Origin of the sequence: Pantoea sp. A4 (assembly GCF_000295955.2) — a bacterium.
In the GTDB taxonomy this organism is placed as follows: Bacteria; Pseudomonadota; Gammaproteobacteria; order Enterobacterales; family Enterobacteriaceae; genus Pantoea; species Pantoea multigeneris.
On the sequence record NZ_ALXE01000039.1, the window covers coordinates 165,976 to 178,253 of the forward strand.

General features: G+C 53.3%; 10 protein-coding genes. 6 read left to right on the plus strand and 4 right to left on the minus strand.

What is annotated here, in order from left to right:
* Positions 1-1,407, plus strand: coding sequence for a cytochrome c (locus B880_RS0117510; RefSeq protein WP_017348751.1), 1,407 nt, complete (start codon positions 1-3; stop codon positions 1,405-1,407).
* Between the two features lie 46 nt (positions 1,408-1,453).
* Positions 1,454-1,924: a GlcG/HbpS family heme-binding protein gene (locus tag B880_RS0117515; protein ID WP_017348752.1), complete on the plus strand. Its 471-nt coding sequence runs from the start codon at positions 1,454-1,456 to the stop codon at positions 1,922-1,924.
* 54 nt (positions 1,925-1,978) lie between these two features.
* On the opposite strand, the gene B880_RS0117520 is transcribed toward B880_RS0117515, so the two are convergent.
* Positions 1,979-3,046 (minus strand): LacI family DNA-binding transcriptional regulator, encoded by a 1,068-nt coding sequence (locus B880_RS0117520; RefSeq protein WP_017348753.1) that lies wholly within the window; start codon positions 3,044-3,046, stop codon positions 1,979-1,981.
* 145 nt (positions 3,047-3,191) lie between these two features.
* Between B880_RS0117520 and iolE the strand changes: the two genes are divergently transcribed.
* Positions 3,192-4,091 carry a myo-inosose-2 dehydratase gene (gene iolE, locus B880_RS0117525; RefSeq protein ID WP_026042742.1) on the plus strand — a complete coding sequence of 300 codons (900 nt, stop codon included), beginning with the start codon at positions 3,192-3,194 and terminating at the stop codon, positions 4,089-4,091.
* A gap of 10 nt (positions 4,092-4,101) precedes the next feature.
* Positions 4,102-5,283, plus strand: coding sequence for a Gfo/Idh/MocA family protein (locus tag B880_RS0117530; protein WP_017348755.1), 1,182 nt, complete (start codon positions 4,102-4,104; stop codon positions 5,281-5,283).
* Positions 5,284-5,315: 32 nt separating this feature from the next.
* Here the strand turns inward: B880_RS0117530 and B880_RS0117535 are convergent, their stop codons facing one another.
* Together B880_RS0117535 and B880_RS0117540 are read right to left on the minus strand one after the other, a co-directional pair.
* Positions 5,316-7,823, minus strand: coding sequence for a putative adhesin (locus B880_RS0117535; protein WP_157060579.1), 2,508 nt, complete (start codon positions 7,821-7,823; stop codon positions 5,316-5,318).
* Positions 7,824-7,931: 108 nt separating this feature from the next.
* A complete protein-coding gene (locus B880_RS0117540; protein WP_157060580.1) occupies positions 7,932-8,753 on the minus strand; it encodes an SGNH/GDSL hydrolase family protein in 822 nt (273 codons plus the stop codon).
* Between the two features lie 425 nt (positions 8,754-9,178).
* Here B880_RS0117540 and B880_RS0117545 point away from each other — a divergent pair, with 425 nt between their 5' ends.
* Positions 9,179-10,306, plus strand: a complete 1,128-nt coding sequence (locus tag B880_RS0117545; protein WP_017348758.1) for an acyltransferase family protein — start codon at positions 9,179-9,181, stop codon at positions 10,304-10,306.
* A gap of 67 nt (positions 10,307-10,373) precedes the next feature.
* Here B880_RS0117545 and B880_RS0117550 read toward each other — a convergent pair whose 3' ends face one another.
* On the minus strand, positions 10,374-11,243 hold the full coding sequence (locus B880_RS0117550; RefSeq protein WP_017348759.1) for an EamA family transporter: 870 nt from the start codon (positions 11,241-11,243) through the stop codon (positions 10,374-10,376).
* Positions 11,244-11,311: 68 nt separating this feature from the next.
* Here B880_RS0117550 and B880_RS0117555 point away from each other — a divergent pair, with 68 nt between their 5' ends.
* The gene (locus B880_RS0117555) at positions 11,312-11,833 is read left to right on the plus strand and encodes a MarR family winged helix-turn-helix transcriptional regulator (RefSeq protein ID WP_017348760.1); all 522 of its coding nucleotides are present in this window, start codon (positions 11,312-11,314) and stop codon (positions 11,831-11,833) included.
* The last annotated feature ends 445 nt before the right edge of the window (positions 11,834-12,278 follow it).

Sequence of the window (12,278 nt, forward strand, 5' to 3'; positions counted from 1 at the left end):
ATGAAACGCATCATGAATATTGCCCTGATGACGGCAGGACTGCTGTTGTCTGCTCACAGTGTCATGGCCGCAGACAGCGAAGCGTCAGCATCGCTGGTTAAGCGCGGTGAATATCTCGCTGTTGCGGGTGACTGCTCTGCCTGTCACCGCAACCCGCAGAGTGGTAAGCCGTTCTCCGGTGGCTTCGCTATTCAGTCACCCATGGGGATGATTTACGGTTCAAATATCACGCCATCCAAAACGGCCGGTATTGGTAACTACAGTCTGGCAGATTTCACGGCGGTTATGCGTGAAGGTAAAGCACCGGGTAATCACTTCCTGTATCCAGCAATGCCTTACACCGCATTTGCGGGGATGTCCGATGATGATCTGCACGCGCTCTATTCCTATCTGATGTTGGGTGTTCCAGCGGATGATCATGCAGCGCCAGAAACTTCACTGCCATTCCCGTTCTCTTTCCGTCCGGTGATGTTCTTCTGGAACATGCTGTATCTGGATAAAACAGCGGTGAAAGGCAGCGATGCCCCAGCGGGCAGTGCGGATCGTGGTGAATATCTGGTGAAAACCCTGGCTCACTGCTCCACCTGTCACACCCCGCGTGATGGCATGATGGGTGAAGAGAACGCTCGCTTCCTTGGCGGTGGTAAAGTCGGTAGCTGGACAGCGCCGAACATTACGCCGGATGTCCACTCGGGCATTGGTAGCTGGAGTGAAGACGAGATCGTTACCTATCTACGTACAGGTGCGCTGCACGGTAAAGCGATCGCCAGTGGTGAAATGGGTACCGCAGTGCAGAACTCGTTCTCACACCTTGATCAAAGCGATCTGCAGGCCATGGCTCACTACCTGAAACAGGTTCCGGCAATCAGCACCACCGATCGTCAGGCCCCGGCTCAGGCACCCCAGCCAACGCCAATCTCGGCTGTAGAGACCGGCATGCGTAACACCATTGAAGACTATGTTTCCGGCAAAGAGATGAGCGGAGCACAGCTTTACAACGGTGCCTGCGCCGCCTGTCATGCCGCAGATGGTCGCGGTACGCATGATGCGCAAACCTTCTTCCCGTCACTGGTGGGTTCATCAGCCGTGGTCTCACCTGACCCGTCTAACCTGATCATGACCATCGCGGAAGGGGTCAACCGTAACACGGCTGAGGGTCATGCCTTCATGCCGACCTTTAAAGAACAGTTCACAACAGAAGAACTGACAAAAGTGGCGAACTATGTGTCCGTCACCTTTGGCAACCCGGCCCATGTTATCACCGAAGCGGATGTTAAGCAGACGCTGCAAGGCGACAGCGGTAGCTGGCTGATTCGCTACGCTGGCGTGATGGCATGGTGTGGGATTGCTATCGCATTTGTACTGGTGCTGTGGGTTATTTTCACGCTGCGTCGCCGACGCGCGTAATCTCCCGGGCCGCCTGGCGGCCCGTTAGTTAACAAGGAATTGAACAATGAAAAAATTACTCTCTCTGGCGGTGTTGACTGCAGGTTTGTTCGGCGGAGTGGCAGCTCATGCAACCACCACCCAGACTATCCTGACACAAAGTGATGCACAGAAACTGATCGTGGCAGCGAAAGATAAAGCCCATGAACTCAAAGCCAATGTCTGCATCGCAGTATTGGATCAGGCGGGTCAACTGCTGGCGTTTGAGCGCATGGACAATGCACCTGTGGGTTGTATTGACTCTTCCATCCTGAAAGGTCGTGCGGCGGCGTTGTATCGCACGCCAACCGACAAATATATGGATCGTGCGAACGGCAAAGAGCCTGCGATCGCTACCCTGCCAGGCGTGATCCCACTGGGCGGTGGTTCTCCGGTGGTTTACCAGCAGAATACCGTTATCGGTTCTGTTGGCGTGAGTGGTTCAGCGAACCCGAACGAAATCGCTATCGCGAAAGCGGCCAGCGACAGCTTTAAATAAGACGACGCGCAGGCCATGCGACTCCGCATGGCCTGCGGTATCACCCCCGTTTATTCAACGATTCCCCGCCCGAAATCCATAAGCCGCCTGGCCTTCTGCGGGGCAGTTCTCACGCAGATAGATCTGGAACGGCGTATGTTCGCTGTGGTTCTCCGGTTCCGGGGCACGATTAAAGTGGCGGGCCAGCACCTCTAAGGCTCGGCGGGCCTCTTCCCAGGGATTTTGATCGATAATCGCATCAATACTGCCCGCCAGCAGCAGGCGACGGCGGTCAGCGGTCAGCTCATGGGTAATCAACACCACCTGCTTCTCTTTACCGTGCGCGCGCAGTGCCTGCACAATATTGCTGTTACCCGAAGAGATATTATAAATCCCCCGAATGCCCGGCCACGTGGAGAGCGCCCGGCTGACCAGATCGCCTGCACGGCGCGGATTTTCACCACTTTCCAGCGTGGTGACCACCTGACAACTGGGGTAACGGCTGGCGAGCACGGCACGAAAACCTGCCTCGCGTTCCCCCTGGCCGATCATACTTTTCATCCCCAGAACCACTAACAACTCGCCACCCTGGGGACCGATAAACCGGCCAGATAACTCGCCCGCAACCCGGCCCATCTGGGCATTGTCCGGGCCGACATACGCCAGGCGACCACAATCTGGAATATCGGTCACCAACGTGATCACGGGCATGGCCATCGCAACCTGGCGCAATGTGGCAGCGAGGTCGGGATCGTCCGGGCAGACCACAATCAGGGCATCATAGGCACTGGCGATACCGTGGATCTGACGTACCGTGGCGTTCACATCTTTTAACTGCAGGTAGTGCACATCACAATGCAATCGCATTTCGGCCAGTGCTGGCCCAATGTCGTTGAAGGCGTTACGTAAGCCCAGATAAAACGGGTTCTTCGGCGACTGCATTAAAATGGCGACGCGTAACATGCGCATATAGGCACGAAACATCACCCGATCGACATTCAGCCGGTGCGCCCATTCCAGCACTCTGGCTTCACGCGCCGGTGAGACGCCGCCACGGCGGTTCATTACGCGATCGACGGTGCTGAGGCTAACGCCAGCGGCTTCTGCGATCTGCTCCAGAGTTGTTTTTTTGATCCCGCTCACAACGTTGCACCTTCTGCTGGGAAGACGTCAGGATTTGACGGTTTCCCTTCAATTTAGCGTTCGATTCACGGTAACGCATCCCTTATTTTCATCCTCAATTTCATCGCCCACTACGGAGCAAAAAATGGTTCAGGATGCACACCCAATGAAAACATCACCGCGAATTAACATCGCCGTCAGCCCACTTTCCTGGGTAAATGAAGTGCTCCATGACCTCGGTGCGGGGACAACGGCGGCACAATGTTTATCCGAAGCGGCAAGTGCGGGATTTCAGGGTGTTGAGATGAGCCGTATCTTTCCCCGGGATGCGGTACAACTGCAGGCAACGCTTGGCGAATATTCATTGCAGCTGGCTTCTGGCTGGCATGACGGTTTTCTGACTGAGCGGGATGTTGAAGAGGAGCTGGAAGCGGTTGCCGCGCACGCCACTTTGCTACGCCACTGTGGTGCCAGCGTGATGGTGTATGGCGAGTGTGGCTGGATGGCGGATAACGCCCTGGATATTCCCCTGTCTCAACGTCGTCTGCTGCCCGCAGAAAAAATCCCGGTGTATGCCGCGCGCCTGACGGCATTCGCCAGGCAGCTGCACCAAAGATACGGTTTGAAGTTGGCCTATCACCATCATCTGATGATGGTGGCTGAACAGCTTGATGAGATTAAAAAAGTGATCTCAGCCTGTGGTGAAGAGGTCGGACTGTTACTGGATACCGGCCATGCCACCGCCGCAGGTTTTGACTATGCAGAACTGATAAAGGCTTTCCCCGCTCGCATCTGTCATGTGCACCTCAAAGATGTACGCCCTGCGGTGTTGGCTCAGGTAAAAGACCAGGGGCTCACCTTTAACCAGGGCGTGCGGGCTGGAATGTTTACCGTTCCGGGGGATGGCAGCACCAACTATCAGGCGCTGGCGCATTTTCTGGCAACCAGCAATTACCAGGGGTGGGTAGTCGTGGAAGCAGAGCAGGACCCGGCACAAGCCAATCCGCTGACCTTCGTCACCCGGGCACACCAGTTTGTTACTCAGCATATCCTGCCGCAGGTATAAGGAAGATCTCATGACGCGTAAAACATTGAATGTCGGTTTAATTGGTTCAGGCTTCATGGGCCAGGCGCATGCAGATGCCTGGCGTCGGGCTGGATTGCTCTACCGCGATCTCCCACTGCAACCGGTGTTGCATACTCTGGCCGATGCGACGCCACAGTTAGCTGAAGATGCAGCACGCCGTTTTGGTTTCTTGCACGGCACAGCGGACTGGCGCGCCATGGTTGCCGACCCCGCCATTGACATCGTTGATATCACCACGCCCAACAGCATGCATGTGGAGATGGCGCTCGCGGCTATCCGCGCGGGAAAACATGTCTACTGTGAAAAACCGTTGACGGTCTCCCTGGCGGACGCGCAGATGTTAACCGATGAAGCGCAGCGGGCGGGGGTAAAAACCATTATGGCCTTTAACAACATCAAAACCCCGGCGGCGCAGGTGGCAAAACAGCTGATTGAAAGAGGGGACATTGGGCAATTAACACGTTTTCGTGGCTGGTTCGATCAAGGCTTTTTTAACGATGCGGAGCTGCCCTGGAGCTGGCGCTGCTCACGTGAGCAGGCAGGTTCGGGTTCGCTCGGTGACCTCGGATCGCACGTGGTGAGCGTGGCCCAATATCTGATGGGACCGGTGCGCAGTGTTGTCGGACAGGAACAGCTGTTTATTGAAACTCGCCCTTCAGCGGTAGCCGGTACGGGTTATGGTGCCAGTGCTTCAGCGGATGCGCCACGCCTTGCGGTAGAGAATGATGACCAGTTTCAGGCGCTTGTCAGTTTTGAAAATGGCGCGGGTGGGGTAATCGAATCTTCACGTATCTCCGCCGGTAAAGTCTTCGGTATCGCCTGGGAAGTCTCTGGCACCGAAGGTACCATCATCATGGATGGAGAGCGTTTCAATGAGCTGAAGATTGCCCGCTACAGTGACAGCAAAAGCGATCGCGGCTTCAAAACGATTTATGCCGGTTCGCAGGTTGAGTCCTTCAATGGCTTCTTTGGTTTTGATTTCGCCGGTGGCGGGCTGGGGTACTTTGATGTGAAAGTCATTGAAATCCACGATCTTATTCAGGGGTTAAGCCGCAGTGGCGGCTGTTTCCCGGATTTCCGCTTTGGTCTGGAAAATCAGCAGATTATCGAAGCAATGGTGCAATCCTCAGCACGCGGCCAGCGGGTAGATTTAGCGAGTCTGACACGATAAAGGGGGAAGGGGCAGACTCTGCTGCCCCAGGATTACTCTCGCCACGGGATAAAAGCGCGGATATGGTGTTTGAGCGTGAACCCAGCAGGGCTGTTGTCAGGGATCAGGGTGAGGGTGAAATAGAGGCGATAGCCCGTAAATGCCAGGTGGTTGCTCGCCCGCCGTTGACGGAGTAAAGCCGCAGGCTGATGCTCAAAAGCGTGGGGAGAGAAGTGGATCTCATAGCCGCCTAACCCCCCTTGAAGAGAAGTCAGTGAGCCTGCGCGTTTCTCTTCGCGACAGGCGGCAAAAATCAACCGCTTGTAATGACTTAAACTACCGCCTGGACGCATCGCATTAAGAATGTCTGCCAGGCTTTTACGATCGCCTGCTAGCGGATCTACCGTCAAAATATCCATTTTGTTACCGCTGTTCTTCAGCCGGTTAGTCAATACTGCCAGTTTTGATTCTGCCGCAGAGGCCCGCTCGTAGTGGCGCAATTGATAATTGCGGATAAAACCGGGCTTTGTCGCCCCCGCATTCAATTCAGAGAAGGCCGCACTGGCGACCTCATCAACCTGATGTTTATTGATGAGGCGCGCATAGATGGAAGGCACTTCACTGCCCTCTAATAGTTTAACAGTCGGTAGCATCCCTAAGGCTGTTTCTGGCTCAAGCAGCTTCTCACCGTGTGGCCCAAGAAAAATCATCTCTTTACCGCGCGGGAGTAGGCGGTTGCCGGTGTGTGACGTGAACCAACCGTGGGCACTGAGGACCAGTGAATCCGCGCTGTCTTCTCTCTTACTGGTGAGACTAAAACCTACCAGCGGTTCTGATTGCTCAATCTCTCCCAGTAGGGCTGGATGTGTCTCACCATAGCGAGCGAGCTGCGCCCGGGCCATGTTTTCCCGCTGTTGAATATCATGCTGAGTGGCGCTATGGCCCATTGCCATCCGCTGTTTAAGTTCTTTGTCGTAGGCCTGTTTTGCCTGTCGATACTCGCTCTCGAGTGCAAAATTTTTTCGGCGTGGTTTTACTGGCGCCAGGGACAGTGCGCGATCCACCGTTCGTGCCGGTTTAAGTGATGACTGCGCAACACGCTTACTGCGCCATACGCGATTGACGGACTGACGAACACGACGAAAACGGGTAAGCAAGGCGGGAAAGTCTGACTTAAGCGCGCCTTTGAGGGCGACGGCATCCAGCCCTAAACCCAGCACACCGCAGACACCTGACAGAATCGCTTCGTTGCGTAATTTCTCGGCATCTGCCAGTCGCTGAGTATGTCGCATCTGATACACCGCCAGGCCAGTAGTGGCGGCGGCCAGTCCGGCATTAATCGCCATCACCAACACGCGACCTAAAACCGAACCCGTACCCGGCAAAGCGGCGCTGACCGTCATACTGAGAAAGTTGAGGCTGTATTTCAGGCTATTGAGCAGTCTGTCCCGCCGGATTTCTCTCTGGGTTAACACCAGCGTATCAATATCCTGTTTTAAACGTGCTATTTGGCTAGTCATGAGTGTGACAGGCACTGCCGGGAGGTGCAGGTCACGGCTGAAGGTGATAGGACTGCCATAACGCCGTTCCTGCCAGGGGAGGTCAAAAAACAGGCTTCTTTGGTTTTTCCAGAAGGGCGCACCATTATGCTGCAAGGCAAAGGCCTGGGGATCGTTCAGGTAGCGTTCCCGTACTTTTAGCGGCACTTTATTCAATACCCAGTTCTGAAACCGGGAAGTTTTTGGCAAGTCAGTCACGCGATAATTCTGTATATAAGCGGCACGGTTATCTGCTATTAAACGCGATTTAAGTGAAAAACTGGCAGGTTCATCAATGCTGAGCAAGATGCCTTCGGACGACCCGGTAGCAATATAGATCACGCCATTTAACGGGTAGCCGTGAAAAAAGGCCTGTTGAGCGCATTTTTCTCCCTTAAGAAAGGCCATGATTGCCTGCTGTTGTTCTGGCGGTGCGTTTCGTCGACTCAGCAAGTTTAAACAGCGCAAGACCAGCATTTGACGGTAGTGCCGCTGGATGTTGCTGCGCCAGTCGGCACTCTGCGTAAGTTTATGTAATGCCTGTAGCATCTGGCGCTGTAAATCCTGCTTTAACAACTGTTCCACTAAAGGCTGATGCTCACACTGGCGCAGATGAAACTGCAATCCCGGATGCTGGCTATCAAGGGTATAGAGATAGTGGCGAGTCGTAATTTCATGCAGTGTGAACCTAAACGCTTTGGCAGGGAAACGGCGTGGGAGGCCGGAGGGTACCACCTGCCGTATTGTTGGGGTAAACACCATAGTGATCTTAGTGTCGGGCATCAGCGTGCGCATCGTGGGGTAACGCTGACTAAAATCCAGAATCTGTTGACGAATGTGCAGATCTAACCAGGCAGCAGGGTCGAGTATGGGATGATAAATCTGCGCCATCTGATCGACAGCCCGTTGCATTGAATAGCGGATAACCGCGGGCGTTAATGTTCTCTCTGCCGCGCCAGTGCTGCTGCTCTTTGTCAGATTGAGATACGGCGTTGTCGAGGGGGTGAAGGGGGGGATATACATGCGGATTCTCTCTTATCGCTGGCAGCCCAGACCGGAAACGAAGGAGAGATAGGTAAGAGAACGGCCGGGAAGGTTCATCCTGATCGCCACCCGGATTCCTGCTGGCCTTTATTCAGATTGAGCAACTGTTCCTGTCACGGCAATCTCCTGGTGTGTTCGTCTTTGTTGGGATGCCTGCTGGAAAGCCGCCATCTGCGGCCCAAAATGGGCGTTCAATACTGCAAAGGTCGCTTCAGCTTTGTTTCTGTACATGGCAACAGAAGGGTGGATGCAATCTGGTGACATCAGCGACTGCCAGTCTGGCATTGCTTTAATGCGCTGATACTGCGCGACCAGGGGGATATGTTGCGCGCGGGCGAGGCTATCCAGTTGCTGTACGTAGGGGGCAATATTCCATTTTTCGGCCCGGCCACACAGCGGATGGGGTTCCTGTAACACCACTTTCTTTCCCTGGTTCTCAGCAAGCCGGATAAGCTGAGTCATCACCTTCCGGTACTGCTCCGGGCTGATAACATAGTCGGCCGCCGTATCCGTAAAGTGATAATGACGCGCATCGTTGGTGGCAAAATTCAGCAGCACGATGTTAGCTGTTGAGCCAGACATTGACGCTGCCCACGGTGGACTGTGTTTATATTTATAGGTGCCATGCAACAATTCCACGGCTTGTGCTGAAGGTTCGCCACGGTTAACCACCTCAATGTCCGGGCCATACTTTTGCTGTAACAACCGGTTCAACCAGGCAATTTCATTATCTGGCGTGACAATATTTTTCAGGCGGCCGTTTTCACGAATGGCTATCACACCTTTGGTACTTGAACCGCCCCAGGCCTCAATAATAAATTTATCTGTTCTGGCTTCACCAAAAGATTTGAGGCTAAACAGCGTCAGGAAAAATACCATCAACGAGTTTCTCAAGGCGCGAGTTTTCATCTTTTTCCAAATTAACAATCAAAAAGTCACCTTAACAAACCGGATTTGCTGAGGACAATCTGAAAACGCCGATAAAGACCAGGAGTAGACTGAAAAACAGGAAGGATTGTTACATCTCTGTCTGAGCCTGTTTTGGCCTCTCATCATTAAAACTGATCATTCCTGATGCTTTTTTTGGTGATCTCCTGCATTAACCCAGGATTTATCGAATGTTTTCTCACCTTGCTGTCGTTTAACCCAGGCATATTCTGAATCTATTACTGAGTAATATCTGTAAGGATACGTAAGTGTTATCCTCGGATTGTGTCATTTTTTGCAAAAACTCAGACGGGAAGCTGGCTTCTACCCACGGTTTTCTGCGCGTAAACGCGCCCGGAAGAAGCTCAGCGGTTAAATTCACCACACCTGCGCTTAAGGCGGACATTGTGGAACACAGAACTTTTCTTTCAAAGCGCAATATTGGGCTCGATTTTCTGCGCGCAATATTGATCCTCGAAGGCGTGTTATATCATGCGGCACGTAGCCTGCCTGGTAGTAATAACTGGTACTATGTTGCGGATAAAAATCAGGCGGATATTTTTTCAGCCATTATAGAATTCATTCATACGTTTCGTATGGAAGCCTTTTTCTTTTTGTCCGGCATGTTTTCAGCGATGGTATTTGCGCGCAAAGGTGCACAATTCTTCCTGAATAACCGTTGCAAGCGCGTCTTGTTACCGCTGGTGGCCTCTTTTGCCTTTATTCCCGGTGTGATGTATGTGATCACGGCAGCGATTAAGGGAGAGGCGCTGAGCCTGGAGGGAGTGCTGCATGGCTACACTTATCTCCATCACCTCTGGTTCCTGGTCTCACTTTCGGCGATGTCATTCCTGATCCCTGGTCGCTGGTACAACCGCCTTGCGCAGGGCATGCGTCGATTGCCCTTCCTGGCGTTAGTGATAGCCTTGATTGTGGCCTGTAACGTCTTCTTCGTCGTGAAATTCCTGGTGAAAGATTCTGGCGAATTCATCAGCCTGATCCCGGTAACAGCCCGCTTTGCGGTTTATTACGCTGCGGGTTATGCGTTGTATCTCAATAGCGATAAAATTCCGCAAATCAGCCAAAGCTGGCTGCTGAACAACTGGCTGGTTGCGGCGCTGGGATTGATCTCCCTGTTGGCATTTTATGTGGTACTGCATCAGCACATCACCAGCAGCTTAAAATATGTTCCGGTGTTGATTTCCAGCGTATTTTCCGTGGTCTTCTCCTACTGGCTGGTCTTCACTTTTGAAAAGCTGCGCATGAAAGAGAATGCTCTGGTGAAGGGGATAGTCGACTCTGCACTGGTGATTTATATCATGCACTATCCGCTGGTGATTACCGGGGCCTGGCTACTGGACGATTACATTCCGGACAATTTGTCGGTCACCTATGTCTTCATTAATACCCTGGTGGCCCTCTGTTTGAGTACGCTGCTGTATCTGGTGATCAAACAGTTCTCTGCTCTGTCGGTGCTGTTTGGCCTGAAGCCCACCACCAAATCGCCATCATCGCTGGCCAATCAAAAGGGATGACCAGCAGTTAAAACAGGATGATCGAGATACCCCCATATTGGGGGTATTTTTTTAGCATCTAAACTGACTATTTTTTGGCGGGCAGGGAGGTGCGCTGAACCACCATCACGCTGATCAGCACCACCACAAGGCCGATTAACGCCGTACCGCTGATCGCCTGCGACAGGACTATCCAGCCCAGTAACACGGCAGTTAACGGGCTGAGCAACCCCAGGGAAGCAACCGCAACGCCGGGCAGACGTGCGATGCCCCGGAACCACAGCGCGTAAGCCAATAGAGCACCCGCCAGACACAACCAGGCGTAAGCGGCATATTGCCAGGCGGTAAGCGTTGGAAGCGGCGCATCGATTAACCAGGCTGCCGGAGCCAGTATCAAGCCACCCAATACCAACTGCCAGCCCGTTAATGCCATCACCGGTAAGTTAATTTTCCAGCGGCGCGTCAGCCAGACACCGCTTGCCATGCAGACTGCGCCCAGCAGAGCGGCGGCGATACCAATGGGTTCAAAAACGGTGCGTGGAGAAAGTAGCAACACCGCCATGCCAATCACCCCTGCTACAGCCGCGAATAACGTGATCTGTCTTGGCGCATGACGATCAACCGCCCAGACCAACACCATGACCAGCAGAGGTTGAATTGCACCCAAAACCGCCGCCAGACCGCCGGGTAACCGATAGGCAGCAACGAATAACAACGCCTGAAAAACGCCGATATTCAGGGCACTGAGAATCAACAATCGTCCCAGCTCGCGATAAGCGGGTAATCGTCGCGTCAACAGCAGAAGCAAGATCCCAGCCGGAAGCACGCGGATCAATGCGGCAGTAAAAGGGCGATCGGGCGGGAGAAACTGCGTGGTCACGATATACGTCGATCCCCAGATGGCAGGGGCCAGTGCGGTAAGCAGTACATCACGCCAGTAGGACAGAGAGGTATTCATGGTTTTGTATTTATCTTCAATTCAAGGTAAAATCAGTCTGTCGATCAATTAACTTGAAGTCAAGATAAATGCAGAGCTCTGATCAACCTACTCCCGATGCCGTTGATGCTATTCTTGCGCAGTGGCAGCGCGAACGTCCGGATCTGGACTGTAGCCCGATGGGGCCAATTGGGCGCTTAAAGCGCTGTGCGGTGCTGCTCGAACAGCAGCTGGAACCCATATTTGCAGATTTTGATCTGAGTATGTGGGAGTTCGATATGCTGGCTACGCTACGCCGGGCAGGAGCACCCTACTGCCTGAGTCCTACCGATCTGTTTTCTACGCTAATGGTGACGTCCGGCACGATGACGCACCGCCTCAAACGTCTCGAATCGCGCAAATTAATCTGCCGTCAGCCCAATGCTAACGATGCGCGCAGCATGCTGGTGCAACTCACGGATGAGGGGCTAGCGTTGATTGATCGCGCAGTAGAAAAACATGTTGAAAACGAGCGGCGCATCCTGGCGTTGCTCTCACCCGAAACGCTGAATAGCCTGGATCACACCCTTAAAATGTGGCTGAACTCGCTGGAAAAGACCAAAAATCAGTAAGCCTGTTGGCCACGTATAGTGGTCTGTAAAGCTCTGGTGCATTTTCACCACACGCCATGATGGGAAGATTCGGCTGCAAAAAGTCGAATGCTTCCTGTGCTGTTTTACCTCTGGCGCGAGTGCCCGCTTTCACTTCGGGAACAGCAAAGTCAGCGGCTCCTGTGGCGTTAAGCGGTGGTATTTATGGCGTCCGCTGCTTATTTTCCTCTCTGAATCGGTTTTTTTTCTTCTCCGTTCCCCAGCATAACCCCCTTAATCATCAGCCAGCCTGTTGCTTTCGCGATGCATTATTCCAGTCGTTCTCCGCTGCTGGCAGGATGTTTTTTCACGGCAAGGCGAATGGGCTGAACCGCTAACGCTTTGACCTGTTTTTTTGCGCCATCCTCCGATTGACATCATGCTTAAATTTTGTGAATGTTCCGCCGGTTATCTTTAAGACATTTCG

Excerpts from the sequence above, each read along its gene's own strand:
- B880_RS0117555 (WP_017348760.1), top strand. The coding sequence starts at position 11,312 with ATGCAGAGCTCTGATCAACCTACTCCCGATGCCGTTGATGCTATTCTT.
- B880_RS0117515 (WP_017348752.1), top strand. The coding sequence starts at position 1,454 with ATGAAAAAATTACTCTCTCTGGCGGTGTTGACTGCAGGTTTGTTCGGC.
- B880_RS0117550 (WP_017348759.1), bottom strand. The coding sequence starts at position 11,243 with ATGAATACCTCTCTGTCCTACTGGCGTGATGTACTGCTTACCGCACTG.
- B880_RS0117510 (WP_017348751.1), top strand. The coding sequence starts at position 1 with ATGAAACGCATCATGAATATTGCCCTGATGACGGCAGGACTGCTGTTG.
- B880_RS0117530 (WP_017348755.1), top strand. The coding sequence starts at position 4,102 with ATGACGCGTAAAACATTGAATGTCGGTTTAATTGGTTCAGGCTTCATG.
- B880_RS0117540 (WP_157060580.1), bottom strand. The coding sequence starts at position 8,753 with ATGAAAACTCGCGCCTTGAGAAACTCGTTGATGGTATTTTTCCTGACG.
- iolE (WP_026042742.1), top strand. The coding sequence starts at position 3,192 with ATGAAAACATCACCGCGAATTAACATCGCCGTCAGCCCACTTTCCTGG.
- B880_RS0117535 (WP_157060579.1), bottom strand. The coding sequence starts at position 7,823 with ATGTATATCCCCCCCTTCACCCCCTCGACAACGCCGTATCTCAATCTG.